The sequence below is a fragment of the Cryobacterium sp. Hz7 genome (assembly GCF_004402815.1).
GTDB classification, from domain to species: Bacteria; Actinomycetota; Actinomycetes; order Actinomycetales; family Microbacteriaceae; genus Cryobacterium; species Cryobacterium sandaracinum.
Genome location: NZ_SOFB01000048.1, coordinates 1 through 25525, shown reverse-complemented (window position 1 = coordinate 25525; position 25525 = coordinate 1). Strand labels below are relative to the sequence as shown.

25 protein-coding genes are annotated in these 25525 nt (G+C 68.1%); 13 read left to right on the top strand and 12 right to left on the bottom strand.

Going from position 1 to position 25525, the window contains the following annotated elements; translation table 11 throughout:
• Positions 1-20: 20 nt before the first annotated feature.
• Positions 21-3515: a DNA-directed RNA polymerase subunit beta gene (gene rpoB, locus E3N86_RS09835; RefSeq protein WP_104100993.1), complete on the bottom strand. Its 3495-nt coding sequence runs from the start codon at positions 3513-3515 to the stop codon at positions 21-23.
• A 310-nt stretch (positions 3516-3825) separates the two neighbouring features.
• On the opposite strand from rpoB, the gene E3N86_RS09830 reads away from it, so the two are divergent.
• The 4 genes from E3N86_RS09830 (at position 3826) to E3N86_RS09815 (ending at position 7350) form a co-directional block, all read left to right on the top strand.
• Positions 3826-4695 carry a spermidine synthase gene (locus E3N86_RS09830; protein WP_134511872.1) on the top strand — a complete coding sequence of 290 codons (870 nt, stop codon included), beginning with the start codon at positions 3826-3828 and terminating at the stop codon, positions 4693-4695.
• 264 nt (positions 4696-4959) lie between these two features.
• Positions 4960-5523, top strand: a complete 564-nt coding sequence (locus E3N86_RS09825) for a hypothetical protein (RefSeq protein WP_241980696.1) — start codon at positions 4960-4962, stop codon at positions 5521-5523.
• A gap of 163 nt (positions 5524-5686) precedes the next feature.
• Positions 5687-6856: a sorbosone dehydrogenase family protein gene (locus tag E3N86_RS09820; RefSeq protein WP_241986011.1), complete on the top strand. Its 1170-nt coding sequence runs from the start codon at positions 5687-5689 to the stop codon at positions 6854-6856.
• Complete coding sequence (locus E3N86_RS09815; RefSeq protein ID WP_134420323.1) at positions 6856-7350, top strand: SprT-like domain-containing protein; 495 nt, start codon at positions 6856-6858, stop codon at positions 7348-7350. The genes E3N86_RS09820 and E3N86_RS09815 overlap by 1 nt, the downstream gene beginning before the upstream one ends.
• 67 nt (positions 7351-7417) lie before the next feature.
• Here E3N86_RS09815 and E3N86_RS09810 read toward each other — a convergent pair whose 3' ends face one another.
• The 4 genes from E3N86_RS09810 to E3N86_RS09795 form a co-directional block, all read right to left on the bottom strand.
• Entirely contained in the window at positions 7418-7720 is a 303-nt protein-coding gene (locus E3N86_RS09810) for a DUF427 domain-containing protein (protein WP_104100997.1), read from the bottom strand.
• Between the two features lie 79 nt (positions 7721-7799).
• Positions 7800-8354, bottom strand: a complete 555-nt coding sequence (locus E3N86_RS09805; protein ID WP_104100998.1) for a 2-phosphosulfolactate phosphatase — start codon at positions 8352-8354, stop codon at positions 7800-7802.
• A gap of 21 nt (positions 8355-8375) precedes the next feature.
• Positions 8376-9641 (bottom strand): hypothetical protein, encoded by a 1266-nt coding sequence (locus E3N86_RS09800; protein ID WP_134511871.1) that lies wholly within the window; start codon positions 9639-9641, stop codon positions 8376-8378.
• 140 nt (positions 9642-9781) lie between these two features.
• Positions 9782-10210, bottom strand: a complete 429-nt coding sequence (locus E3N86_RS09795; RefSeq protein WP_241986010.1) for an EVE domain-containing protein — start codon at positions 10208-10210, stop codon at positions 9782-9784.
• Positions 10211-10253: 43 nt separating this feature from the next.
• On the opposite strand from E3N86_RS09795, the gene E3N86_RS09790 reads away from it, so the two are divergent.
• The 4 genes from E3N86_RS09790 (at position 10254) to E3N86_RS09775 (ending at position 14074) form a co-directional block, all read left to right on the top strand.
• Positions 10254-10766, top strand: coding sequence for a hypothetical protein (locus E3N86_RS09790; protein ID WP_104101001.1), 513 nt, complete (start codon positions 10254-10256; stop codon positions 10764-10766).
• Positions 10763-11443: a DUF1684 domain-containing protein gene (locus tag E3N86_RS09785; protein WP_198412905.1), complete on the top strand. Its 681-nt coding sequence runs from the start codon at positions 10763-10765 to the stop codon at positions 11441-11443. The genes E3N86_RS09790 and E3N86_RS09785 overlap by 4 nt, the downstream gene beginning before the upstream one ends.
• 232 nt (positions 11444-11675) lie before the next feature.
• Entirely contained in the window at positions 11676-13229 is a 1554-nt protein-coding gene (locus tag E3N86_RS09780) for a DEAD/DEAH box helicase (protein ID WP_134415663.1), read from the top strand.
• 311 nt (positions 13230-13540) lie between these two features.
• Entirely contained in the window at positions 13541-14074 is a 534-nt protein-coding gene (locus E3N86_RS09775; protein ID WP_104101003.1) for a GNAT family N-acetyltransferase, read from the top strand.
• Positions 14075-14116: 42 nt separating this feature from the next.
• On the opposite strand, the gene E3N86_RS09770 is transcribed toward E3N86_RS09775, so the two are convergent.
• A complete protein-coding gene (locus E3N86_RS09770; protein WP_134511869.1) occupies positions 14117-14704 on the bottom strand; it encodes an NUDIX hydrolase family protein in 588 nt (195 codons plus the stop codon).
• Positions 14705-15245: 541 nt separating this feature from the next.
• On the opposite strand from E3N86_RS09770, the gene E3N86_RS09765 reads away from it, so the two are divergent.
• Together E3N86_RS09765 and E3N86_RS09760 are read left to right on the top strand one after the other, a co-directional pair.
• Positions 15246-15494, top strand: coding sequence for a hypothetical protein (locus E3N86_RS09765; RefSeq protein ID WP_134511868.1), 249 nt, complete (start codon positions 15246-15248; stop codon positions 15492-15494).
• Between the two features lie 361 nt (positions 15495-15855).
• Complete coding sequence (locus E3N86_RS09760; protein WP_134342094.1) at positions 15856-16599, top strand: alpha/beta hydrolase; 744 nt, start codon at positions 15856-15858, stop codon at positions 16597-16599.
• A 242-nt stretch (positions 16600-16841) separates the two neighbouring features.
• Here E3N86_RS09760 and E3N86_RS09755 read toward each other — a convergent pair whose 3' ends face one another.
• Positions 16842-17279 carry a DUF5997 family protein gene (locus E3N86_RS09755; RefSeq protein WP_174843012.1) on the bottom strand — a complete coding sequence of 146 codons (438 nt, stop codon included), beginning with the start codon at positions 17277-17279 and terminating at the stop codon, positions 16842-16844.
• Between the two features lie 96 nt (positions 17280-17375).
• Here E3N86_RS09755 and E3N86_RS09750 point away from each other — a divergent pair, with 96 nt between their 5' ends.
• Positions 17376-18170: a LysR substrate-binding domain-containing protein gene (locus tag E3N86_RS09750; RefSeq protein ID WP_198411560.1), complete on the top strand. Its 795-nt coding sequence runs from the start codon at positions 17376-17378 to the stop codon at positions 18168-18170.
• Between the two features lie 6 nt (positions 18171-18176).
• Positions 18177-19418 (top strand): GAF domain-containing protein, encoded by a 1242-nt coding sequence (locus E3N86_RS09745; RefSeq protein ID WP_134420331.1) that lies wholly within the window; start codon positions 18177-18179, stop codon positions 19416-19418.
• 21 nt (positions 19419-19439) lie between these two features.
• Here E3N86_RS09745 and E3N86_RS09740 read toward each other — a convergent pair whose 3' ends face one another.
• From E3N86_RS09740 to E3N86_RS09730, 3 genes are read right to left on the bottom strand one after another with little or no spacing between them, the layout of a single operon-like run.
• A complete protein-coding gene (locus E3N86_RS09740) occupies positions 19440-20135 on the bottom strand; it encodes a GyrI-like domain-containing protein (RefSeq protein ID WP_134511867.1) in 696 nt (231 codons plus the stop codon).
• Positions 20136-20166: 31 nt separating this feature from the next.
• Entirely contained in the window at positions 20167-20994 is an 828-nt protein-coding gene (locus E3N86_RS09735; RefSeq protein WP_134341753.1) for an ABC transporter permease, read from the bottom strand.
• Entirely contained in the window at positions 20991-21986 is a 996-nt protein-coding gene (locus E3N86_RS09730) for an ATP-binding cassette domain-containing protein (protein ID WP_134341752.1), read from the bottom strand. The genes E3N86_RS09735 and E3N86_RS09730 overlap by 4 nt, the downstream gene beginning before the upstream one ends.
• Positions 21987-22061: 75 nt before the next feature.
• Here E3N86_RS09730 and E3N86_RS09725 point away from each other — a divergent pair, with 75 nt between their 5' ends.
• Positions 22062-22292 (top strand): hypothetical protein, encoded by a 231-nt coding sequence (locus tag E3N86_RS09725; protein WP_134511866.1) that lies wholly within the window; start codon positions 22062-22064, stop codon positions 22290-22292.
• Here the strand turns inward: E3N86_RS09725 and E3N86_RS09720 are convergent.
• A complete protein-coding gene (locus tag E3N86_RS09720) occupies positions 22289-23251 on the bottom strand; it encodes an FKBP-type peptidyl-prolyl cis-trans isomerase (RefSeq protein WP_134511865.1) in 963 nt (320 codons plus the stop codon). The two genes, E3N86_RS09725 and E3N86_RS09720, sit on opposite strands and share 4 nt — an antisense overlap.
• Before the next feature lie 215 nt (positions 23252-23466).
• The gene (locus E3N86_RS09715) at positions 23467-25185 is read right to left on the bottom strand and encodes a chromosome partitioning protein (protein WP_134511864.1); all 1719 of its coding nucleotides are present in this window, start codon (positions 25183-25185) and stop codon (positions 23467-23469) included.
• Between the last annotated feature and the right edge of the window lie 340 nt (positions 25186-25525).

Genomic DNA, 25525 nt, shown 5'->3' with positions numbered 1-25525 from the left:
GTGTTCGTCATCGGCCGGGCCTAGATGTCGTCGATCGAAGACGACTCAAACCGGGTGGAAATGTTGATGCCGAGTTCTTCCGCAGCGCGGAACACCTCGTCATCCGTGTCGCGCAGGCTGACGGCGGTACCGTCGCTCGACAGCACCTCGACGTTCAGGCACAGCGACTGCATTTCCTTGATCAGAACCTTGAAGCTCTCGGGGATACCCGGCTCCTGAATGTTCTCGCCCTTGACGATGGCCTCGTAGACCTTCACCCGGCCGAGGATGTCATCGCTCTTGATGGTCAGGAGTTCCTGCAGGGCATAAGCGGCTCCGTATGCTTCGAGCGCCCACACCTCCATCTCACCGAAACGCTGTCCGCCGAACTGCGCCTTACCACCCAGCGGCTGCTGCGTGATCATGGAGTAGGGGCCGGTGGAACGGGCGTGGATCTTGTCATCGACAAGGTGGTGCAGCTTCAGGATGTACATGTAGCCCACGGAAACCGGGTTGGGGAACGGCTCGCCGGAGCGGCCGTCGAACAACTGGGTCTTACCGGTGCGGTCGATCAGGCGGTCGCCGTCACGAGTCGGGGTCGTCGAGTCGAGAAGACCCTCGATCTCGACCTCGAGCGCGCCGTCGAATACCGGGGTCGCGACCTTGGTGTTCGGAGCTGCGCTGTGCGCGGCCTCGGGCAGACGGCCGGCCCACTTGGGCTTGCCTTCCACCTGCCAGCCCTGCTTGGCGATCCAGCCCAGGTGGGTTTCCAGAACCTGACCGAAGTTCATTCGGCCCGGGATGCCCAGCGGGTTGAGGATGATGTCGACCGGGGTTCCGTCGGCGAGGAACGGCATGTCCTCGATCGGCAGGATGCGGGAGATGACACCCTTGTTGCCGTGACGGCCGGCGAGCTTGTCACCCTCGGTGATCTTGCGCTTCTGCGCGATGAAGACCGCGACGCGCTGGTTGACGCCCGAGCCGAGCTCGTCGTCGCCGTCCTGCGAGTCGAAGACTTTGACACCGATGATGGTGCCGCGTTCACCGTGGGGAACCTTGAGGCTCGTGTCGCGAACTTCGCGGCTCTTCTCGTTGAAGATGGCACGCAGCAGGCGCTCCTCGGCGGACAGCTCGGTCTCGCCCTTGGGCGTGACCTTGCCGACGAGGATGTCGCCGGGGCGAACCTCGGCACCGATCCGGATGATGCCGCGTTCGTCGAGGTCGGCGAGCAGATCAGGCGACACGTTGGGCAGGTCGCGGGTGATCTCTTCCTTGCCCAGCTTGGTGTCGCGAGCGTCAACCTCGTATTCCTCGATGTGAATCGACGAGAGGGTGTCGTCCTTGACCAGGTTCTGGCTCAGGATGATCGCGTCCTCGAAGTTGTAGCCTTCCCATGGCATGAACGCGACGAGCAGGTTCTTGCCTAGAGCGAGTTCTCCGTTTTCGGTGGCGGGGCCATCGGCGATGACTTCGCCGACTTCGATCCGCTCGCCGGCCTGCACGATGACACGGTGGTTGTAGCTCGTGCCCTGGTTGGAGCGCGCGAACTTGCGCAGGTAGTACTCCTGCGTGCCGCCCTCGTCGAGCTGAATGGTGACGACGTCGGCCGAAACCTCCATCACCACGCCGGCCTTGTCGGCGGTGAGCACGTCACCGGCGTCGATGGCCGCAAAGACCTCCATGCCGGTACCGACGAGCGGGCTCTCGCTCATCAGGAGCGGGACGGCCTGACGCTGCATGTTGGCACCCATGAGGGCGCGGTTCGCATCGTCGTGCTCGAGGAACGGGATGAGCGAGGTGGCGACGGACACCATCTGGCGAGGCGAAACATCCATGTAGCCAATGTCTTCCGCGGGAAAGAGGTCGACCTCTCCACCCTTTTTGCGGGCGAGAACACGGGCGTCGGCGAAGTGCCAGTCCTTGGTGAGCGGGGCGTTCGCCTGGGCGACGATGAACTCGTCTTCTTCGCTGGCGGTGAGGTAGTCGATCTGGTCGTTCATGACCTTGCCATCGACGACGCGGCGGTACGGGGTCTCAATGAAACCGAAGGCGTTGATCCGCGCGAACGAGGCGAGCGAACCGATCAGGCCGATGTTCGGGCCTTCCGGGGTTTCGATGGGGCACATGCGGCCGTAGTGCGAGGGGTGAACGTCTCGCACCTCGACGCCGGCACGGTCACGGGACAGACCACCCGGACCCAGCGCGGACAGGCGACGCTTGTGCGTCAGTCCGGCGAGCGGGTTGTTCTGGTCCATGAACTGCGACAGCTGGCTGGTACCGAAGAACTCCTTGATCGCGGCGACGACGGGGCGCACGTTGATCAGGGTCTGCGGGGTGATCGCTTCGATGTCCTGCGTGGTCATGCGCTCGCGAACGACGCGCTCCATGCGGGACAGGCCGGTGCGCACCTGGTTCTGGATGAGCTCGCCGACGGCACGGATGCGACGGTTGCCGAAGTGGTCGATGTCGTCGATGTCGATGCGGATGTCGGTCTGCTTGCCGTCGCGGACGCCGGCGATCGTGGTCTGGTTGTCGTGCAGCGCAACCAGGTACTTGATCGTGGCCAGGATGTCCTTGAGCGTCAGCACGGAGTCGCTGAGCGGCGCTTCGAGTCCGAGCTTGCGGTTGATCTTGTAACGACCGACCTTGGCCAGGTCGTAGCGCTTGGAGTTGAAGAAGAAGTTGTCGAGAAGCGCACGCGCGGCCTCGGCGGCAACCTGCTCGCCCGGACGCAGCTTGCGGTAGATGTCCTTGAGGGCTTCTTCCTTGGTGAGGATGTTGTCCTTCTCCAGGGTGAGCTCGATCGACGCAAAGCCCTTGAACTCTTCGAGGATCTCTTCGCTCGTGAGGCCGAGGGCCTTGAGGAAGACGGTGACGGACTGTTTGCGCTTGCGGTCGATGCGAACGCCGACCTGGTCGCGCTTGTCGATCTCGAATTCGAGCCAGGCACCGCGGCTCGGGATGACGCGAGCGGAGTAGATGTCCTTGTCGGACGTCTTCTCCTGCTGGCGGTCGAAGTAGACGCCCGGGGAGCGGACCAGCTGTGAGACGACGACACGCTCCGTGCCGTTGATCACGAAGGTGCCCTTGGGGGTCATCAGCGGGAAGTCACCCATGAACACGGTCTGGGTCTTGATCTCACCGGTGAGGTGGTTCATGAACTCAGCGTTCACATAGAGAGGTGCGGAGTAGGTCTTACCCTTTTCCTTGCACTCGTCAATGGTGTACTTCTCCGGCTCGAGCTCCGGGTTGGTGAACGACAGCTGCATCGTTTCGCCGAGGTCCTCGATGGGTGAGATCTCTTCGAAGATCTCGTCGAGCCCGGTGCGAGTCGGCAGGTCCTGTCGACCGGCCGCCTGGCCTTCTGCGACACGCTGTTTCCAGTTGTCGTTACCGACGAGCCAATCGAAGCTCTCGGTCTGCAAAGCAAGCAGATCCGGAACAGTCAGATTGTCGGTGATCTTCGCGAACGAAAGACGGCCAGCGGCGCGTCCGTTCTTGGGTGAGTTGGTGGTTGCGTTGCGCGCAGCAGCCAAGGAAATAACCTCCGTGGACCCCGTCAGGTCTAGTCACTGTTAGTAAGGAATACCGAGTACGAACTCCTCAGACCCTCGGGTTCTGAAATTCCGGTTTTCTGAAATCCTGGAACGAGGTATGCGTCAAGGTGGCTTGAGCACGCAAAGCCGACCGCAATATGAAGGCAGAGTTTAGTCTGGGAGCGCAAAGAACAACTATATGCCGGTTAGCTCTCTGTGTCCACTCAATTCTTGACGTGCCATAAATTCTCAGGTATAACCCGGTTTCGGGCCGCTCCGGTTCAGACTGCGGAGGGCGCAGACTTGAGGGATGAGCAGGCCTGTAGCGCAACATCCGTCGATCAACTTGAAACTGAGCGGCCACCATGCCGTCATCGAGCCCGACCGATTCACCCCGGGCAGCTTCAACCTGATCGTGGACGGCACGCCGCAGTCGAACGTGAACCTGGACGATCCGGGCGAGCTGTTCTTCGAATACGTGCAGCGGATCGGTCACGTGATCGACCTGATCGGCGAGGTGGGCGAGCCGATCACCGCCGTGCACCTCGGCGCCGGCGCGCTGACCCTCCCCCGATACGTGGAGGCGACCCGGCCGGGCTCCCGCCAGCAGGTCGTGGAGCTGGAGAGCGACCTGATCGATTTCGTTCGCGGCGAGCTGCCCTGGGACAAGCGGGCGCAGCTGCGCGTGCGGCACGGTGATGCCCGCGAGGTTCTGGCCAAGCTGCCGGCCGGGCTGCACGGCGCGGTGGACCTCGTCGTCGTCGACATCTTCTCCGGGGCCCGCACCCCGGCCCACGTGACCAGCCGCGAGTTCTACGAGTTGGCCGCTCCCCTTCTGTCGCCGCGCGGGGTGCTCGTCGTGAACGTCGCCGACGGGCCCGGTCTGCCGTTCGCCCGCTCACAGGCCGCGACGCTGTCAGCCGTCTTCGGACACGTGCTCGCCCTCGCGGAGACCCAGGTGCTCAAGGGGCGCCGGTTCGGCAATATCGTCTTCGTCGCCGCGCACACCCCCATCGACACGAGCTGGGTGTCGCGGCTGCTGGCGGGCGGGCCGCATCCGTCGAAAGTGGTCGAGGGTGCTGAGCTCACGCACTTCATGGCGACCGCGATGGTGACGACGGATGTGACGGCCACCCCGTCCCCGCTGCCCGGCCGCACGGTGTTCCAACTCGGCAGCTGAGCCGCGGTTACGCCGGGGGTCACGGGTTGGGCGTCGCGCGCCGGGTGATGTGTGGCCAACTCAGGAGATCCGGGGCCAAGGTGCTGCGGGCATCCGTGTTCATGCGGCTTTATGTGCTCACGCGCTGGGATCTCCTGAGTTAGCCACGTGTGCGGCTCGCGGCGGGGGAACGAGGGCGACGGATGCCGGTGGATCAGGCCGGATCGGGGACCAGCCCGGCCCGGCCCGGCTACGCTGGTTGGGACCACGTTTACTCCGCGGCATGTGCCGCCTTCGCCTCAGGACCACACCCTGCCCATCATCATTGGCTACGACGCCGTCACCCTGCGTGAGAAAGTCGACCTCTCTGCTGCTGAGCTGCGCCTCGAAGAACTCGGCGAGCTTCGCAGCCTGTCCGCCCTCAACGAGAAGGTCGTGCTATTGCGGCTGACCGGCCGGATCGACGAGGCCTGGGACATGGCGAACACTGCGCTGCGCCAGTCCCGGTTCACCGGGTCGCGGGAAGAACTCGCGTTCAGTCGCATCCGTCGCGCCCAGGTACAGCAGTACCGAGGCAAGCTCGACGAGGCGGTGACCGAGCTGACCCATTGTGTGCTCGAGTCCGAGACGCACGAGTGGGGCGCTGTCGCGGCGTTCGCCCGGGAAAGCCGCGGCAAGGTTCACTTCGAACAGGGCGACCTCGACGCCGCCCTGGCAGACTTCACGGCCTCGGTGACGCTGCGGGAGCAGGCCGGCGCCACACCCGCCCTCCTCGAGAGCGCGCTCGTCGCCGTTGCGGTGGTCGAGTCCTTCATCGCCGAGCGGCGACAGACCCGCTTACAGCAGTAGCGCGTCGGCGCCGCGGGGCGCCGGCCGGCGATTGACCGGCCGGCTGCATCCGGACATCGATTTGCAGGAGCTACGCACGGAACGGGCCACTCACCACGAAGCAGAAATTCGGGGCATGCTGGACACAGCGCCGGCGAGCGTGCCGGTGCGAAGGAGGTGGAAGATGAGCGGGTGGATGCCACCACGTAGCGGCGCGGCCGGGGTGCTGGCCCTGGGCGCGCTCCTGCTGCTCAGCGCGTGCACGGCGACCGCGCCCGGGCCCGCGGCAGAGACCTCGACCCCCGCCCGGCCGGTTCCGTCCGACACCGTTGCACCCGGGCCGACCGGCACCGCCGGGCCATCGGTGCGGCCGGTCGACGCCCCGGTCGTGATCGCATCCGGGCTGGATGCCCCCTGGTCGATCCTGCGACTGCCGAACGACGGCACCCTGATCAGCGAACGCGACACGACCCTCATGCGCGAACTCCTGCCCGACGGCAGCCTGCGCGACGCCGGCCGGGTCGCCGAGGCGAGCCCAGGCGGTGAAGGCGGGCTGCTCGGCCTCGCCGCACTGGTCGACCCGGCCGCACCGGGCGGAACCGGGTGGGTCTACGCCTACTTCACGTCCGCCGACGACAACAGGATCGTACGGATGCCGCTGCTCGGCACGGTCGGAAGCCACACCCTCGGCGCATCCGAACCGGTGCAGGGCGGCATCCCGAAGGCCGGTAACCACAACGGCGGTCGGCTCGGTTTCGGCCCGGACGGCCTGCTCTACGCCACGGTCGGCGACGCCGGGAACCCCGAGAACGCTCAGGACCTGGGTTCCCTCGGCGGCAAGATCCTGCGGATGACGCCGACCGGCGCCGTGCCGGACGACAACCCGTTCGGCACGCTCGTCTACTCCTACGGCCACCGCAACCCGCAGGGGATCGCCTGGGACTCCAGCGGCCGACTCTGGGCCAGCGAGTTCGGACAGAACACCTGGGACGAGCTCAACCTCATCACCCCGGGCGGCAACTATGGCTGGCCGATCGTCGAGGGCCGGGGACAGAGCGCAGACTCCGGCTACCTCGACCCGGAGCAGCAGTGGCCCACCAGTGAGGCCAGCCCGAGCGGGCTCGCCATCGTGAACGACACCATCTTCATGGCAACCCTGCGCGGCGAGCGGCTGTGGCGCATCGATCCCTCCACAGGCGAGGTCGATGACTGGTTCGGGAACAGCTTCGGGCGGCTGCGCGATGTGGTGTCGGGGCCCGATGGCACACTGTGGTTCGTGAGCAATAATACGGATGGCCGCGGCACCCCTTCCTCCGGCGACGACCGGCTTTACCAGGTGGCGGTCGCACCCTGATGGCCGACCTCGACCGGGTGCGGCACTGGGCGGACGCGTTGATCACGCTGCACCTCGATCCCAGCTGGACCTTCGCCTTCGACAACGCGAAGAAGCGAGCGGGGCTCTGCAACTTCACCGTGCGGCGCATCACCGTGTCCCGCTACCTGGCGGCGCGCTACGAAGACGATGACGTGCACCAGATCCTGCTGCACGAGGTCGCGCACGCTCTGGCCGGACCGCGCGCCGGCCACGGGCCGAAGTGGAAGGTGATCGCGCGGAACCTCGGCTATGACGGCAAGAGCACGCACGACGGCGACATCGCCGACGAGCTCGCCCCGTGGGTCGGCACCTGCCCGGCCGGCCACGCGCACTATCGTTACCGACAACCCACCCGGGCGTTCGCCTGCGGGTTGTGCGTGCGCGGATTCGACAAGCGGTTCCTGATCCGGTGGACACGGCGCGAGATCACGGCCGCCGCCCGGCGACAGGCTGCGGGGGCGGCGAAGCCCTAGCGCTGCCCTGTGGTCTCGACAGGCTCGACCACCGATTACCCGGGCCGTCCGTCCGGCCGGGAGCGGGCTACTCGGAGACCTGGACCTCTTTCCAGAAGGCGACGTAGTTGCTGTAGTCCTGGCCGACCCGGTCGAAGGAGGCCGAGGGCGGAGTCGGGTAACTGAAGGCGCGATCCTGCAGCAGAGTCTCACCGTCCTTGACGCTGAAGTATTGGCACGCGCCCTTCCAGGAGCAGGTGTACTGCGTGGGGCTCTCGACGAGGAACTCGGAGTTCACGCTCGCCGGTGGGAAGTACCAGTTGCCCTCGATCTTGAGAAGATCTGCCTGCGGTGCTTCGGCGATGACGGTGCCGTTGAGTACTGCCTTCATGGGAGTTGCTCCTTCAGTGAGATTCAAACGGTGAGGGTGAAACGAGGGGTTCGGCTCAGAGACCGCTTCAGGAACAACCTCAGCCCGGAAAGGCGAATTCCCGCAATCGGGAGATTCCCGGGGAGCGCGCCGGGGCATCCGTCGCCTGCACCTCGGCCGACCGCCCCTCGGCGACGAGCGCCTGGGCGGTTTCGGACGCGGTGACCAGGTGCCGCACGGCCCGCGCGAGACCCGCGAATCCCGCGGCGGCCGCGGCCGCCTCCGGCGAGCAGTGGTCGATGCCGCGGGCGGCGAGGGCGTCGATCACGGCGCCGGCGGCGAGGAAGTCCTCCACCGCGAACCGGGGGGTGCCGCCCTGGCGTTGCTCGCCCACGGCAATCACGGCCACGGAGAACCGGTCTCCCTTCTCCGCCTGGCGGGCGAGCACCCAATCAGCCACGCTCTCGCGATTGGCGAGGTTCGCGGCGATGACCTGGTGCTCGTGCAGGGCAGTCGGGAGAACGATCTCGGAGCCGGGCGACGGCAAAGCGTCGGCCAGGATGACCACGTCGGCCTCGGCGGCCAGAGCCTGGAACCCGGCCAGGCCGACATCGAAACGGACCTGGTACTTCTGTTGGGGCGCGTCTTTGTTCACTCCCCAAGGGTAGCGGCGGCGCTACCGGTCGTCGAAGCGGGCGAGCGCGTCGGCATCCGTGGCATGGGTCATCGAGCTGCGCGCGGTGTCCAGTGCGGACACCGGGTCGGCCTCCGAAGCCGCCAGGCTCAGCTTGCGTTCGGCCTCCGCGAGGCGGGTGCGCGCCACAGCGCCCACGCGGCCGGGATGCGCGGTGATGAAGTCGCGGGTCACGGTGATCTGGCTGCGCGCGGCCAACAGAGCGCCGGTCAGCGCGCCGCGGGCGTTGTCGAGCCGCAACTGGCGGTTGCGGGCCTCGGAACGGATCAGGTCGAGACCGTCCATTGCCGTGCGCAGTCGGGACTGGTCAGCGGCAGGGTCGCTCAAGCGCGACGGCTGCCGCAGCTCGCCGACCACCCGGTCGGCCTCCGCAATAACGCGGTTCAGTTCGCCGCGGGCCGTGGTCTCCTCGTGGGTGTCGCGCAGCGCGCGCACCTCGGCCAGCTCGGCGTCCGCCGCGTCGAGCGCTCGAGCCAGGGAGGCGAATCCGACGTGCAACTGGTCTTCGCCCTGTTCGATCGCGTCGAGCAGGGTGCCGGCGCGGTGCAGGGCCTGCTCGGCCGCGAGCAACTGGTCACCCACGGGGTCGGTGGCTTCGCGGGAGAGACGGGCGGCCGCGGTATCCGCTGCCCGGCGGGCGTCATCGACGGCCTCTTCAGCGCGGGCGACGTTGCCGCTGATCGGGGCCAGGGCGTGCGCGGCATACGTGCGGCTGAGCCGGGAGAGGCTGGCGGTGCCGGCCGCGACGCGGTCGGCGACCCGGTCGAGGCGACGACGCAACTTCTCAAGCAGCAGCGGGGCATCCCGTTCGACGCCGCGCCGGGAGTCGAAAGTGCGGGTCTGCGCGCCGAGGCGCTTGACGGCCTCGTCGGCGAGCACGATGATCTCCTCGGTCCAGCGGCGACGCTCACCCTCGGAGTCGGGCACGCTGTCGTCGAGCTTCTGCTGCAGCAGGAACGCGTCACGCACCTGCCGCCGGGAGGCGTCAAGCGCGGCGGCGAAGTCGCTGGTGGCGTTCTCCCCGAACTGGGCGACCGCGAAACCGAGCTCGTCGGTGGCGACCTCGATCAGGTCATCCGCACGCACGAGGGCGATTGCGGCGGCTCGGGTGCGCTCCGCGGCCAGAGCGAGGTCGACGCGCGCGCGCGCGCGGACCCGGCGCCGCATGATCATCACGATCACCACGACGACCGCTGCCGCCCCACCGAAAACGACGGCCGAGGGCACCCACCAGAACTCGCCAGTCATGCCTTCAGTGTACCGAAAGGATGCGCCTCACCCCGGCGCCGCACCCGGTGGCACGTCCTCGAAAATCGCCGATCCCACCCACAATCGCCGCGGAGACGGGTCGCCTCGGCAGCATCTGCGAAGAACGGCTGGTACCAGCGCTACTCCCGGCGCATCTGCCGCCGGATCACCTCGAAGTCGTGCCGGGAGATCTCGAGCAGCCCCCGGCGCAGCTGGTAGCCCCAGTCGGGGTTGCTGCGGGTGAACTCGAGCACCGACAGGAGCGGGCGAATGGAGGCGGCCACGACATCCGTTTCGTAATCGATGTGACGTCGCCACGGGCGGTACGAGCTCGGGGCGGCGGACTCGCCTTGATGCACGATTCCGGGGGCGATGCGACCGATCGCGGTGAACTCGCGCAGCGTGTCGCCGTCGATGTTCGTCTTCGGGGAATAGTAGACCACCCCGTCGGACTCGCCCATCTGCTCGAGCGCCACCCGGGCCCCGTGGCTGGCCTGCACAAGCCCCACCGCGACGGCGCGCAGCACGTGTTCGCGTGAGGCAACGCCCAGCCAGTGTCGAATTGCCACCCTCTTAGTTGTACTGCATGCCCCAGCACCACAGACTGGGGTCATGCGTGTTCTTCTGAAAGAGATCCTCGACTGCTCCCCCGATGCCGCCTGGCGCGCCCTGCGGAGTCCTGCCGTGTTCCGCGAGGTAAGTTCGCCCGTGGTGAGCGTCGAATCGCTTGAGATGGATGGGTTCCCCACCATCTGGGAGCCGGGTGAGCATCCGGTCAGCTTGACTGCGCTCGGCCTGGTGCCGATGGGCGACCAAGTGATTCGCCTGACCATGGCGACCACCCGGAAGGATGGCGTGCGCATCCTGCGTGACACCGGCCGCGGGGTATCGGGGCCGCTCGCCTCGGTCACCCTCTGGGACCACCGGATGGCCGTGTCTCCCGACCCGGCCGGCACCGGCAAGACGCTTTTTCGAGACCAGCTGATCTTCCGCACCGGCGCGCTCACCCTGGCCAGCTGGCCCGTTTTCTGGGCGCTCTGGCAGTGGCGGCTGCACCAGCTCAAGCGCCTCGCGCCGAACTGGAGCCTCGACCTCGGCGTCGATGAGTCCGGCGCGAGCTCGTGAGCACCACCCTCGGCGCCCTGCAGGTGGCCGACTGGCGTCGGCGCGTGTTCGGGCTGTACGGCGGCGTGCGCCAGCTCAGCGCGCACGACCCGGCCGCCGGCCACGAACTGTGGCGGAGCGGCAGGGACGACCTGTTCGGCGGGCATTCGGCGTCGCCGTTGATGCCCGACGACCGGGCCGGCTTCACCGGGCTGCCGGTCGCCGCCTACGACCCCGACTGGCGGTTCGAGGCCGAGGTGCACCGCGCGGAACATCCGATGCGCATCTCGGTTGACACCGGCACCGACGGGAAGGTGCAGTTCGACCTCGTCGGCACCGTGCGTTTGCCCTACCTGGGACCAATCGACCTGTGGCGGCTCTCCAACTACGGCGGCGGGCTCTTTCTGCCTGTGCGCGACGGTCTGGCCGGCAAGCCCGGCGGAACCTACGGCGGCGGTCGCTACCTGCTCGACACGGTCAAGGGCGCCGACCTGGGCGCCGGGGCTGACGACGACAGCATCATCCTCGACTTCAACTTCGCCTACAACCCGTCCTGCGCGTACGACCCGATGTGGGCCTGTCCGCTGCCCCAGGCCGGCAATACCGTGGCCGCGGAGGTGCCCGTCGGCGAGCTGACCCCCGGTGCGGAGCGGCACCCCACGGCTCCCGTCGGGCGGGCGTTCGACCCTAGGGCTTGACAGCATCCGCTACGATAGAAGCTTGCGGGCGTGTAGTTGCGCCCACTGCGTCGTAGAACGCCTCTTCTTATTGCGGCAGCCCACCAGGGCCGGCCCGATTTTTCGAATTAAACCTTCTTACGGCGAACGGATGTGCCCATCGGCACCTTCGCCATGTGAAACCTCTGAGGCTCCGAGTTGCCGCCCGTGCGGAACGGATGCCCGAGGAATCTGATGCCCGAAAGGCACCATTTTGTCTGAAACTTCCTTTAGCGCGCTCGGCGTGCCGGCCCCTCTCGTTGCCATCCTGACCGAGCAGGGCATCGACAGCCCGTTCCCGATCCAGGTGGACACGCTGCCCGACACCCTCAACGGCCGCGACGTGCTCGGCCGCGGCAAGACCGGCTCCGGCAAGACCCTCGCGTTCGCACTGCCCATGGTGTCGCGCCTCGGCGGCAAGCTCGCCGGCGGCCGACGTCGTCCGGGCCGCCCGCTCGGCCTCATCCTCGCCCCGACCCGCGAGCTGGCCACGCAGATCACCAACGCGCTCACGCCGCTGGCCGAGGCGTACGGCCTCAACACAACCACGATCTTCGGTGGCGTCTCGCAGGGCCGCCAGGTCTCCGCACTCAAGGCCGGCGTCGACATCGTCGTGGCCTGCCCGGGTCGCCTCGAGGACCTCATGAAGCAGGGCTTCATCAGCCTGGACGCCGTCGAGATCACCGTACTCGACGAGGCCGACCACATGGCGGACCTGGGCTTCCTGCCCGTCGTCACGCGCATCATGGACAAGACGCCCAGCAGCGGCCAGCGCCTGCTGTTCTCGGCCACGCTCGACAACGGGGTGGACAAGATCGTGCGCCGTTTCCTGCACAACGAGGTCATGCACTCGGTCGACGAGGCCAACAGCCACGTCTCCGCAATGACGCACCACGTCTTCGAGATCGACGGCGTCGAATCGAAGAAGGCGCTCGTCGAGAAGCTCGCGAGCGGTTCCGGCCGCCGCATCCTCTTCATGCGCACCAAGCACCAGGCCAAGAAGCTCGCCAAGTCGCTCACCGATGCCGGGATCCCCTCCGTCGACCTGCACGGCAACCTTTCACAGGTGGCCCGTGACCGCAACCTCGCCGCGTTCAGCGCCGGCGACGTGAAGGTTCTCGTCGCCACGGATGTCGCCGCCCGCGGCGTGCACGTCGACGACATCGAACTCGTCATCCACGTCGACCCGCCGGCCGAGCACAAGGCGTACCTGCACCGCTCGGGCCGGACCGCCCGCGCCGGCAGCGCCGGCGACGTCGTGACTCTGGTTCTCCCCGAACAGCGCCGCGACACCGACGCGCTGCTGCGCAAGGCCGCCATCAAGGTGACCCCGCAGCGCGTGACCGCGTCCTCCCCCGCCGTGGACGCCCTAGTCGGCGACGTCGCAGCGTACGTCAAGCCGCTCCCCCGCGTGGAGCAGCCGCACGGCCAGTCCCAGGGCGGCCGCTCGCAGGGCGCCAACGCCCAGCGCAAGCGCGTCAACCGCGATGAGCGCGACTCCGGCTCCCGTGACTCCGGCGCCCGCGCCGGTGGAGCACGTGGCAACCGCGGACACCGCGGCAGCGACGCAGTGGCACCCACCGGCGGAGCGCGCCAGGAGCGCTCGGGCCGCCCCGCGGCATCCGGTCGCAGCCAGGGATCGGGCAACGCCCAGAGCCGTCCGGCCCAGGGTGGTCGCTCCGGCGGCCTCCAGGTCGGAGGCCTCGTGCGCGGCGCCGGCGCCACCGGCGGCGCTCGTCGCTCGGCCCCGCGCCGCGCGCAGGGCTAGTCGCTCGGCAGCATCTGCACGTTAGTTCCACTGTGAACGGGCCGGCCTCTCCCGAGGCCGGCCCGTTCTGCGTTGTGGCCAACTCAGGAGAAACATGCCCGTGACGGATGCTCGGCCCCGGAATCACGTGGCGCCGCACCATGGCGCCACCGTATCTCAGGAGTTAGCCACTTGTTATCCGACTCATCGGCGGGGTCTGGAGCCGCCGTAGACCGGGAAGTCGCGGGTCGGACGGGAGCCGTCGGCGCAGTGACCACGGGCAGAACCCGGCAGCGTCAATCGGGTGCCTGCGGCTGAGCTAGTCTCGGGTCATGGCAACCACAGCAGTACTTCGTCCCGTCGCAGAAGCGGATGCCGACAGCCTCGGCCGCGTGCATGCCACCTGCTGGCACGAAACCTACGACCAGTTGCTCAGCGAGGCCGCCCTTGAGCAGCTGCAGCCCGCACGCCTGGCCGCCATGTGGCGCCGGTTCAGCGCCCAGGGACCGAACCACCGCCAGGTTGCGGCCCTCGTCGACGGCGAGATCGTCGGATTCGCCGGCAGCGGGCCGTCCCGCGACGCCGACAAACCGGCCCCGATGGAGCTCTACTTCATCTACCTGCTCGACGCCTACCACGGCACCGGCATCGGCCAGCAGCTCTTCGACGCCGTCGTCGACGAGGGCCCGTCCTACCTGTGGGTCGCCGAAAACAACCCCCGCGCGCACTCGTTCTACAAGCGCAACGGCTACGCCCCCGACGGCCACGAGCAGGATCAGGAAGTGCTCGGCGAACAGCTCCACGAAGTGCGCCTGGTGCGACCGCGCTCGCTCGCGCGTCGTCTGTCACTCGTCACGACCGAGTAGCTCGCAGCAGCGGCCCGCAGGATCGGGCCGCCATCAGGCGGCTTAGCGCAGCTCGCCGACCGAGGCGAGCGCCATGCGCAGCAGCGCCCCGCGCCCGCCCTCCATCTCGGCTGCCACCGCGTCGGAGGCAGCCTCCTTGGGGGTCATCCAGGTCAGTTCGAGGGCGTCCTGGCGCGGGTCGCAGGTGCCGGTGACGGGAACGACGTAGGCCATCGAAACGGCGTGCTGGCGGTCATCCGTGAACGCGGTGATGCCCGGCATCGGGAAGTATTCGGCCACCGTGAACGGCACCGGGCTCATCGGCAGCTGCGGGAAGGCCATCGGGCCGAGATCCTTCTCGAGATGCCGGAAGAGGGCGTCGCGCAGGGTCTCGCCGTAGAGCACGCGGCCGGACACGAGCGTCCGGGTCATCTCGCCGGTCGACCGGGCGCGCAGGAGCACGCCGACCTCCACGACCTGGCCGAGGCCGTCGACTCGCACGGGCACCGCCTCGATGTAAAGGATCGGAAGTCGGCGCCGCACTTCGGCCAGCTCGACGTCGCTCAGCCAGCCCGGGTTGGTGTGGGGCGGCCCCGCGCCCTCGGGCCCAGGCGTCCAGTCCGGATCGGGGTCAGGTGTGCGCACGCTCATGAGGCTATTCTGTCTTACCCTGCGCCCGGATACGCCATGGGCACCCCGCCGCGGGTCGGACGGAACGGGCGCGGTCCGGCGCGCGTGCGGCGACGGTTTGCGCATGGTGAGGCAGAGAACTGCGGCGGCGCGCCACGACCGCGCGCTCGGCGCCTTCACCGGCTGGCCCTCGGCGATGCACTCGGGATGCCGACGCAGGACCTGTCCCGGGCTTAGATCGAGGCCGACTACGGCGCCAGTGAGGGGTTTCGGGACCCCGGACAGCACCAGCCGATCGCCGTCGGGATGCCCGCCGGGTCGATCACGGATGACACGGAGCAGGCCAGTCTGCTGGCCCGCTCCTGATCGATTGTTACGGCCAGGGCGACCCCGGCGTCTTCGCGAAGCAGCTTCTCGACTAAGTGAAACGGGCGCGGGCGCGCGGCTCCCTCGATCTGCTCGGACCCTCGACGACGACGCTTGAGCGCCTGCGATCCGGCGTGTCATCCCTCGAGTCCGGGCGCTTCGGCACGACCAACGGCGCGGCCATGCGCATCACCCAGTGGGGATCTCCTTCGGCCTCGCTCCCCTCGCCGCGTTCATCGACCGAGTGGCCCGGGCCGGCGCAGTCACCCACAACACCGGACTGGGGTTCGCCGGCCGTCTCTGGTGGGCGACGGGCCACCTCGCGGGCCTCACTCCGGCGGCGCGGCGCGAGGCGGCGGACCAGCTGATCGGGACATCCGTCGCCGGTCGAGCAGGTGGCGACGGATGCTCGGGCTGGCCAGGGCAGGCCAGGCGGGGCGAGTGAGGTGAGGCTGACTCAGGAGAAACGGGTGGCTGGCACGGCCGCCCCGCGAAACGACGCGGTGACATGCGGAACTCTGCGGGGGCGCGCCCGCCGCTGCCGGAATCTCCTGAGTTGGCCACGGGGTGCCCGCGGATGCCGCCGCCACGTGGGGAAATGCCGGCCAGTGTTGCATGACCCCTGAAATTCGGCGGAGCGGTGGCACGGTTCCCGCAAATACGGGCATCTTTCCGGCTTCTCGCAGCGGATCGCCGGAGTTCTGCACGGGGTACGACGGATGCCGACCGATTTTGCCGCGTCCCCGGGAGTGGAAAGATTGACCCGTCGGCGTTTCTCGGTGTCGACCTCGAACAGGAGGACCACCATGGGCCCGAACGACACCAATCCCGGCGGCGACGCCTCCACCGGGAGCGACGACACCACCGAGAGCAGCACCACCGGCGCCGCCGCCGCGTGCGCCGAGCCCATCGACCCGGATGCCGTGCTGTGGAGCGCGTCTGGCGCCGACCGCGCCGGGCGACCGCTTCTGCTGATTCTGCACGGCTACGGTTCGCACGAGGGGGATCTCTTCTCGCTGGCGCCGCACCTGCCGCTGCATCCGGTGATCGCCGCGCTGCGCGCCCCGCTCCCGGCCGGTCCGGGCTGGGCCTGGTTCCCGATCGGGGCCGCTGGCGCCAAGGTCAACCCGGGCTCGCCGAGCGCTGACGCACTGGATGCTGCCGCTGCCGGGGTGCTCGAATGGCTGGACGGCCTTCCCGAGCAGCCTGCGTCCGTCGGACTACTCGGCTTCTCGCAGGGCGGGGCTATGGCGCTGCAGCTGCTGCGTCAGGCACCCGACCGGTTCGCGTTCGCGGTGCAGCTGTCCGGTTTCGTGGGGCGCAGCAAGCACACCGGTGACGAGCGCCTGCGTGAGCGGCGCCTGCCGGTTTTCTGGGGTCGCGGCACGGCCGACCCGGTCATCCCGCAGGATGCCGTCGACCGCACCCGGGCTTGGCTTCCCGAACACTCCACACTTACCGAGCGCATCTACGAGGGCATGGGCCATTCCATTTCGCAAGCCGAACTGGGCGAGATCGTCACGTTCCTGCGCGCGCAGTACGACGCCTAGGAGGCCCGGCACCCCGACCCCTAATACACCCGATACACCCGATACACCCGACACCCTGACACCCGGCACCCCGCACCCCGCACCCGACACCCGACACAGCAGCGTCTCCCGCCCCGAACGAATTCGACGGAGATTTTGGCCCGAGTTGGCCAAAAAGGCCGGAATCGACGTCCTACGGGCAAAATCTCCGTCGAATTGGTGAGACGACGCGGAGGGAGCGGCGTGCGCGCGGGACTGCGGCGCTAGCGGCCGCGACCGGCCTTCTCGTTCTGGGCTGCCTGGCGGGCGACGTGGGCGATCTTGCGGGCGCGCTCGGCGTCGCGGTCCTTGACCCGGATCTGCTCCTCGCGCACCTCATACTGGGTGGCACGCTCGGTCACGAGCCAGGCTGGCGGCTGCTGCAGCAGAGCCTGGATCTCGGCGGAGGTGAGCGGCTCCGTCACGGCGCCGCGCACGAGACCGGAGATCGAGACGCCAAGCTTGGCGGCGACGACCTGCTTGGGATGCGGGCCGTTCGCTCGCAGGTCGACCAGCCAGGCAGGCGGTTTCGCTTCGAGCGCGGCCAACTCGGTGCGCGACACGGGCGCACTCTGGAATTCTTCCGGGGCTGCTTCGAGCAGAATCCCGAGCTTCTGGGCCGCCGTGGCGGGCTTCATGGTCTGGGTCTTCTTCTCGCTCATCAGTCAAGCGTATAGCCTGAGAGCACCCGCATAGCCTGAGAGACAGCCGCTCCCCACGGATCTACGTTCGCAGTGCCATCACGAGAAAGGATGCCGGTGACCTTTTCCCTTGCCTTCGTCGCCGGTGTGACCCCCACCAAGTGGACCCGCACCTGGGCCGATCGACGCCCCGACCAGCCACTCGAGGTCTTCCGCACCGACCCGTCCGAACAGGACGCGGTGCTGCGTGACGGCCGCGCCCAGGTCAGCCTGGTGCGCCTGCCCGTCGATGAGACCGATCTCAGCCTGATCGCCCTCTACCGGGAGATCCCGGTGGTCGTCGCGGCCAAAGACCACTTCATCGCCGACGCCGACAGCGTGCTGGTGGCCGACCTGGCCGAAGAACACCTGCTGCAGGACCCCGACGACGTGCCCGAATGGCGCCTCGTGGCCACCGAGGTCAAGGACGGCACCCGCCGCCCGCTCCCGGCCATGCGCGACCTCGACGACGCGATGGCGCAGGTCGCAGCTGGGGTCGGCATCCTGATCGTCCCCCATTCGATCGCCCGACTGTACGGCCGAAAGGATGTCGTCTCGCGCCCGGTCGAGGATGTCGCCGAAAGCCAGGTGTCCCTGGCCTGGCTCTCCCGTGAGACCACGGTAGACGTCGAGGAGTTCATCGGCATCGTGCGCGGCCGCACGAAAGACAGCTCGCGGGTCGACTCACTGCCCGCCGGCACTGAAAAGGTCAAAAAAGAGAAGAAGACCGACAAGGCCAAAGCGGCGGCGAAGGCCGTACGGGTCGCGGCGGCGAAATCCAAGCCGGCCGTGGCGAAGAAGGCGACGAGCGCCCCGGGCCGCACCCGCAACACCCCCAGCCCCCGGGCGGGCAAGCGCCGCGGCGGCCGGTAGCCCTCCGTGCCGCAACTCCTGCGGTGGGTGCTGGTACCCCTGATGCGAGCCTGGTCGGCCGCCGTGACGCGCGACTACGACGACATCCCGCGGCCCCGGGACACTCCTCAGGCGCATTCCCCGGGAACCGACAGCGACCGCGTGCTCCTCTTCGGCAGCGGACCGGCCGTCGGCTGGGGTGTGCTCAGCCACAACGTGGCCCTGCCCGGATCTCTGGCGCGGGCGTTGTCGTCTCGCACCGGGCGGGGCACGGATGTCGACGTCATCCCGAACCCGCTGGTCACCATCCGCACATCGCAGGCCGAACTCGACGGGCTGGGACTCTGGCGCTATGACGCGGTCGTCGTGAGCCTCGGCACGACCGACGCCGTCACACTCCTGTCAGCCCTGGTCTGGCAGCGCGAGTTGTCCGCCCTGCTCGACCGGATCCGGCACGAGTCCTCGCTCAGCACCAGGATCTTCGTGCTCGGCATGCAGCCGATCCGGTCCATCGCGGCCTTCGACTCCGGGCTGGGCTCCGTGGCCGAGAAGCACGCCCGCAGCCTGAACGAGGCCAGCGCGGCGATCTGCGCGGGGCAGGAGCGGAGCTGCTTTGTGCCCATGGCCGCAACCCTCGCCTCAACGCCGGGGCGGGTGCGCACGGCCGCGCAGTACGTGCATTGGGCCAATCTCCTCGCCGACAAGATGGCGCCACCGCTCGATGCCGAGTACCTGGCTGCTGCCCGAGGAACTTCCCGAGGAACGGCCGAGGGCCGCGCGGAAGCGTGGGGTGCCGAGCCGCTCTCGCCTGGCCCCCGCCGGGCGGTCGCCAGGCTGGGCATCCTCGCCGCCGACACCGAGGTGCGCTGCGACCACATCGTCGCCCTGGCCAGAAGCGCCTACGGCACCCGGTCGGCCGCCCTGACGCTCATCGACGGCGACCGGCTCTGGGACCTGGTGAGCGTGGGCTTCACTCCACGCGTCTACTCGTTGGCCGGGTCGATCACGGCCCTCGCCGTGAGCGGGGCCGGAGCGTTCGTGATTTCTGACATGCTCCTGGACGACCGGTTCACCGCCCGCCCGCCCCGTCTGGGCCAGGAGCAGACCCGCTTCTACGCGGGTTTCCCCATCGAGGCCGACTCCGGCGAGCGGATCGGCGTTCTGTGCGTGTTCGACTCGGAACCCCGGGGCGCCGCCGAGGTCGACCCCGTGCTGCTGCGGGAGTTCGCCCTCCTGATCCAGGCCGACCTCGGCCGGCGTCAGGAGTAGGCGCCGCCCGGCCGGCGCGGGTCAGACCGGCGCGACCGGCTGTCTCAGCACCGTCTTCAGCTTCGCGGGCGCGGCGCGGCGCGGGTCGCCGAGGTAGATCTCATGGTGCCGGCCGTTCACCCTCAGCCCGTAGCTTGCCAGGAACTCCCCGTGCAGACGGTCGAGGGCGGGTGCCTCGGCGGCGTAGGGCCCGACATGCAGCAGCTGCGCCGACAGCCCCTCGTCGAGCCTTTCCACCCGCACCCGGGCGAGCGCGGACAGCTTCTTCTTCGCGAGCGCGCCGGTGATGGCCCCGGCGATGAAGGCATCCGTCACCCAGTCCGGCTGGCTCATCAGCAGCGTCCATTTCCACTCCGCCTTCGCGCCGGCGATGAAGACGGAGGCATCGTCGGCGTACCAGAGGCCTTCGAGCGGTGCGATGACCATCTCGCGGCCGAGCGCACGCTTGGCCGCGAACTTGACCGCGAAGGCGATGGCGTAGAGGGCCTCGACGGCCTCGATGTAGGCCGGCGCCGTGTCCGGGTCGCCGACCCCGTCGAGAGCGACGAACCGCTGGGCCGGAACCACGATCAGCTCCCAGTCCACGTTGGCAGGCCCGTAGAGCGACGGATGAGCGCGCTTCACGTCCCAGGGGCCGGCCCCGCCGGGCGCGGTGTTGCGGGGCGCGCGCAACGCTCCGGTGCGCCGGTCGGTGCGGAATGGCACCGGGTCACTCATGGGCACTCTCCAGGGGATTCACTGACTCCTGCTAGCGGGAACTGATGGACGCGAACTTGCGCACGCAGAGCGGAACGAACACGACCAGCATGACCGTGGTGCCGATCAGCACCGTGGCAATCGGGTTCTGCATGGTCCAGATATCGGGCACCGGAGCTGTGCCCTCGTTGCCGAACAGCTCCCGTGCCGCCTGCACCAGCGACGAAACCGGGTTCCACTCGGCGAAGACGCGCAGCGGGGTCGGCAAGGTGTCGCTGGGCACGAAGGCGTTCGAGATGAAGGTCAGCGGGAAGAGGATCAGGAAGGACGCGTTGTTGATGACCTCGGGAGTCTTCACGCTCATGCCGAGCAGCGCCATCACCCAGCTGAAAGAGTAGCTGAACAGCAGCAGCAGTCCCACGCCGGCGAGGAATTCCGGCACCGAAGAGTTCACCCGCCAGCCCACGAGCAGCCCGGTCAGCATCATGATCACCATGGAGATCGTGTTCAACGCCAGGTCACTATTGGTGCGTCCGATCAGCACGGCGGAGGAGGTCATGGGCAGGCTGCGGAAGCGGTCGATGATCCCTTCCTTGAGGTCCTGCGCCATCGCCGCGCCCGAGAAGGTCGACCCGAACACGACGGTTTGAGCGAAGATCCCCGCCATGAGGAACTGGACGTAGTCGGTGCCTTCCACGGAGATCGACCCGGCGTAAACCTGGCTGAACAGCAGCACGAACATGATCGGCTGGATCACCGCGAACACGAGCATGTCGGGCGAGCGCTTGATCTTGATCAGGTTGCGCTTGGTGACGGTCCAGCCGTCGGAGTACCAGAGCGAAAGCGGGTTCCAGGTGGGGAGGGTGGCAGCGGAGCTCATTTCGACTTCTCCAATTCCACGTCGTCCGCCTGGTCGGCGGCCTTGTCCGCCTTGTGGCCGGTGAGTTTCAGGAACACGTCGTCGAGCGTGGGCCGGCGCATGCCGGCGTCGTGCAGACGGATGTCCGCGTCACCCAGCGCCGCCAGCACCTGCTGCAGCGCCCGCGGCCCGTCGACCACCGCGACCTCGAGGCCGCGGCCGTCGCTGGTGATCGCCGGTTCTCCCGCGCCGTAACGGGCGAGGATATCCCGTGCCGCCACGCCGTCGCCGGCCTCTACCAGGGCCACCTCGAGGCGGTGGCCGCCGATCTGCGCCTTGAGGTGGTCGGACGTGCCCTCTGCGATCACCCGGCCGTCGTCGATGACGACGATGTCGTCCGCGAGCTGGTCGGCCTCCTCGAGGTACTGGGTGGTGAGGAGCACGGTGGTGCCGTCGGCGACCAGGCGCTTGATGACGGCCCAGAGCGCGATCCGGCTGCGCGGGTCCAGCCCTGTGGTGGGCTCGTCGAGGAACAGCACCTTCGGGTTGATCACCAGCGCGCCGGCCAGGTCGATCCGGCGGCGCATCCCGCCGGAGAAGCCCTTGACCGGGCGGTTGCCGGCCGCGGTCAGCTCGAAGAGGTCGATCAGCTCCTGGGCCCGGCGCCGGGACTCGGCGCCGCCCAGGTGGTACAGCCGACCGACCATCTCGAGGTTTTCGAACCCGGTCAGGTTCTCGTCGACGGCCGCGTACTGTCCCGAAACGCCGATAATGCGCCGTACGCCCTTGGGGTCGGCGACGACGTCGATGCCGTCGACGAACGCGGTGCCGGAGTCCGGCCGGATCAGGGTGGTCAGCATCTTGACGACGGTCGTCTTACCGGCGCCGTTCGGGCCGAGCAGCGCCTTGACGGTCCCGCGCGGCACGGACAGGTCCAGCCCGGCGAGCGCATGCACCGGCCCGGATTTGGAGTGGTACACCTTGGTCAGACCTCTGGCCTCAATGATGGTCATGGGACATCCCTGCCTGGTCGGGGGAAAAACGAGGGAAACGAGCGGGAACGAGCGGAGCCACGAAATCAACATTTTATGGACCTTGACCGGCTCGGACAAGCGCCACACCTGAACGCACGGATGCGCCCGGCCGATCAGGTCAACGTGGAACTCCATGTCGACCGGTCCGGACGCGACCTCGGCCAGGTGCAGAAGGGCGCCGTGCTCGTCGGTGCTATACCGCACCGGCACTGCGGCGGCGCCCGGCACGACGGCCGTCTGTCCCAGAAAACCGGTCGGTTCGAGCGCAGCCGAACGGCCGGCTAGCCGGCGGCGAGGATGTCGACGACGAAGACGATCGTGTCGGTACCCGAGATGCCGGCGTCGGGCTGGCCCTCGGCGCCGTAGCCGAGTTCCGGCGGAATCGCGATCATCACCTGGGAGCCGACGGTCTGGCCGACGAGACCCTGGGCGAAGCCGGGAACGACGGCGGCCAGGGAGATCGGGGTCGGACCGCTCTTGCCCCAGGTCTGGTCGAACACCTCACCGGTGGACCAGACGACGCCCGAGTAGTGCATGACCACGGTGTCCGCTTCGGCGACTGTGGCACCGTCACCCTTCTTGAGAACCGAGGTCTTCAACTCGGTCGGAGCGTCGGTTGCCGGGATCGTCACGGTCGGAGCGCCGTCCTCGGCCAGCTTGACAGTCGGGAAGCCGTCCTCCGGCTTCTGGTCCTCGCCGTTCGCGCGAGGGGGGATTTCACTTTTGACGTCGATGACGAAGATGATGTTGTCTTCGGCCCCGACCTTGAGCTCCTCGTTGCCGGTCTCGCCGAACGCGTCAGCCGGCGGGGCCACGACCGCGACGCGCGATCCGTAGTTCGCGCACGCGACACCCTTCATCAGCGCCGGGAATACACTCGAGTCCTTGGCCAGGGTGATGGGAGCGCCGAGGTCGTCACCGAAGCCGCCGGCGTTCATCTTATCGCCAGTGTTCGCGTTGTAGACGGAGAACCCCAGTTCGACGATGTCGTCGGTCTTGACGGCGTCACCCTTGCCCTCGGTCACGACGGAGACCTCTGTGGCCTTCGTGGTCAGCGGCGACTCGAACTTCACTTTGGGCTCGGCGCCGGCCTTGCCGGAGACTTTCACGGCCTCCGACGCCGTGCCGGAATCGACGCAGGCGATTCCCGCCGCTCCGGTGTTGTCGGAGGGAGACCCGCTGCACCCGGCGAGGGCGAGCACGGCAACCGTGGCAATGGAGATGAGGGCAGTAAGTTTACGCACGCTGATCTTTCTCTTCGACGGTAATCTGATCACAATGATCTTTTCGACCACTGATCTGTTCGGCAGGATTCGATGCACACACTGATTTGCGAGGCATCTGAGTCGATGGGCATCCGTTCGGGCCTTCGCTAGTATGCCCGACCGAGATCAGTGCCGCCTGAATCCCGGCTGGCACACTGTCAGCCGGGCAGGCTCAACACCGGGACGCCGCCGGGTCAGAGACCTTCGGCGATCGCGGCCGTGGCAACGAGCCACGCTTTACGGGTGCGCGGCGCGAGCGCGTCATAGTTCAGCGATCCCCCGGCCACGAGGGCGGAGTCATACGGCACGTCCACGACGGTGCGGGTCAGCTTGCTGAAGTGGTCGTGTAGCCGCACGGAGAGCTGACGATCGGCCGTCTTGGCCGGTGACGCCAGGATTGTGACCGCCTGCGCGACTTTGTCGGCGTGGCCCTTCTGACGCAGGCCGTCGAGCAGCGAGGCCGCGCCGTACGCGGTGTCCTCTCGGATGGTGGAGACGACGACGAGTTGGTCGGCCGCGTCGACGGCCGCCTCCCAGTTGGACGCCCGCATATTGTTGCCGGTGTCGATGATCAGCACTCGGTAGAACCGGCTGAGCGCGGCATGCAGTTTGCCGAAGGCCACGTCGTCGATACTGGCTGCCCCGGCAGGGTCGAGGTCGGAGGCAAGCGCGTCGAACCGGGCGTCACCCTGGTTGCGCACGTAGTTGTCGAGGTCGCCGACCCGGGCGGAGCTTGAATAGGCGAAGTTGTCGAGGTCGCGGAGCAGGTCAACTGCGGTGTTGGTGTGGGCGGCGGTCTGCGCCCGCACGCCGAGGGTGCCCATGGTCTCGTTGTTGTCCCAGGCGAGGGTGTATCCGCCGCGATGGATGCCGAAGGTCGCGGCGATGAGCAGGGTCGCGGTGGTCTTGTGCGCGCCGCCCTTCGGGTTGAGCACGACGATCGTGCGCGGGCCGACCAGGCTGCGCTGCACGGACGCGACCGCCGCGCGGTGCGACATCTCGCCGGTTCCGGGGGCCGGGGAGACGAGTCCGCCGGTGAGGCGCCGCACCGTGCCCTGCCAGCCCAGAAGGGCCGGTCCCGCCACGAGCGGCGGACGGGAATTCATGAAGTCCGCGAGGTTCGGACCACCACCGGCGAACGCCGCGGGGGCGATCGAGGGGTCGTCGGCGGGTACCTCGGCGAACGTGCCGCCCTGCACCGGTGCCGGGCCGACGAGGTTCGTGGCTGCCCGGGGAGCGGAGAAGGGCGAGGCCGCGAGGTCCTGCTCCTGATCGTCCTCATCGTCGGTGTCGGCGTCGAGATCGAGCACGAGGCCATCGAACGCGGTAAGGGGTGGGACATGGGCCCGTGCCGACGGGGCCGGTTCGATCTGCTGGATGACCTCGGCATCGGCATCGCGCATGTCGGCATCGCGCTTGGCTTCCTTCAGCGTTGCCGTGTCAAGCGCAGCCGTGCCGAGCCCAGCGTCATCGAGCCCGGCGGCCTGGAGTTCGGCGGTGTCGAGACCCGATTTCTGCTGTTCCGCGGGCACGACCAGCGCGATCAGTTCGACGTCCTCGGTTTCGGAGACAGCGGCGGAGACAGCGGCGGAGACGGGAGCAGGCGCGGTCGACACCGGCTCCGATGCCGGTCCCGGTTCCAAGGAGGTCGGGATGAAGGCCCCATCGTCTTCTACGTCCCCGTTCGGGTGAACGATCAACGGCGACTTGCCCTGCTCGTCTTCCGCGGTCAGGCGCACCGCGCGATCGATCGCGCGCGCGGCATCCGTGACCCGGTTGATGATTTCCTCGCGCACGCCGGCCTCGTCGGCGGCGGTGATGCGCGAGCTGACACCGTCGATGACGAGCTCTCCCGTTCCGTCGCTTCGGATCATCGCGCGGATGCGGGGAAGTTCGGAAATGTTCTGCGTCATATTCGGCCTTTTTTCGTCGAGCTCAGCTCATCAAGCGTGAGCACGTCGAATTTCGGTCAAGCGTGCCCCGTTCAGCCTACGGGGTAGCGGCGCCCACCCCTCGTTTGGCCGGGCGACGCACTCAAAGGAGTGCGAGGATCGGGCACTCACCCCCCTTCGCGGGCACACTGCAGCAGCCTCCGGGCGGGGAGGCTGTTCATCACAGGTTGAGCAGCGTCTCCGGCGGTGAATCAATTCGACGGAGATTCTGGCTCTCCTGCTGCTTCTGTGGGTTAAACCCGGCCGGGGAGCACTGGTTTGTGGCCGCCGAGGCTGAGCATGGCGAGGGCGATGAGGGCGT

Excerpts from the sequence above, each read along its gene's own strand:
- E3N86_RS09830 (WP_134511872.1), top strand. The coding sequence starts at position 3,826 with ATGAGCAGGCCTGTAGCGCAACATCCGTCGATCAACTTGAAACTGAGC.
- E3N86_RS09820 (WP_241986011.1), top strand. The coding sequence starts at position 5,687 with ATGAGCGGGTGGATGCCACCACGTAGCGGCGCGGCCGGGGTGCTGGCC.
- E3N86_RS09815 (WP_134420323.1), top strand. The coding sequence starts at position 6,856 with ATGGCCGACCTCGACCGGGTGCGGCACTGGGCGGACGCGTTGATCACG.
- E3N86_RS09810 (WP_104100997.1), bottom strand. The coding sequence starts at position 7,720 with ATGAAGGCAGTACTCAACGGCACCGTCATCGCCGAAGCACCGCAGGCA.
- E3N86_RS09800 (WP_134511871.1), bottom strand. The coding sequence starts at position 9,641 with ATGACTGGCGAGTTCTGGTGGGTGCCCTCGGCCGTCGTTTTCGGTGGG.
- E3N86_RS09790 (WP_104101001.1), top strand. The coding sequence starts at position 10,254 with ATGCGTGTTCTTCTGAAAGAGATCCTCGACTGCTCCCCCGATGCCGCC.
- E3N86_RS09775 (WP_104101003.1), top strand. The coding sequence starts at position 13,541 with ATGGCAACCACAGCAGTACTTCGTCCCGTCGCAGAAGCGGATGCCGAC.
- E3N86_RS09770 (WP_134511869.1), bottom strand. The coding sequence starts at position 14,704 with ATGAGCGTGCGCACACCTGACCCCGATCCGGACTGGACGCCTGGGCCC.
- E3N86_RS09760 (WP_134342094.1), top strand. The coding sequence starts at position 15,856 with ATGGGCCCGAACGACACCAATCCCGGCGGCGACGCCTCCACCGGGAGC.
- E3N86_RS09755 (WP_174843012.1), bottom strand. The coding sequence starts at position 17,279 with ATGAGCGAGAAGAAGACCCAGACCATGAAGCCCGCCACGGCGGCCCAG.
- E3N86_RS09740 (WP_134511867.1), bottom strand. The coding sequence starts at position 20,135 with ATGAGTGACCCGGTGCCATTCCGCACCGACCGGCGCACCGGAGCGTTG.
- E3N86_RS09735 (WP_134341753.1), bottom strand. The coding sequence starts at position 20,994 with ATGAGCTCCGCTGCCACCCTCCCCACCTGGAACCCGCTTTCGCTCTGG.
- E3N86_RS09730 (WP_134341752.1), bottom strand. The coding sequence starts at position 21,986 with ATGACCATCATTGAGGCCAGAGGTCTGACCAAGGTGTACCACTCCAAA.
- E3N86_RS09725 (WP_134511866.1), top strand. The coding sequence starts at position 22,062 with ATGGACCTTGACCGGCTCGGACAAGCGCCACACCTGAACGCACGGATG.
- E3N86_RS09715 (WP_134511864.1), bottom strand. The coding sequence starts at position 25,185 with ATGACGCAGAACATTTCCGAACTTCCCCGCATCCGCGCGATGATCCGA.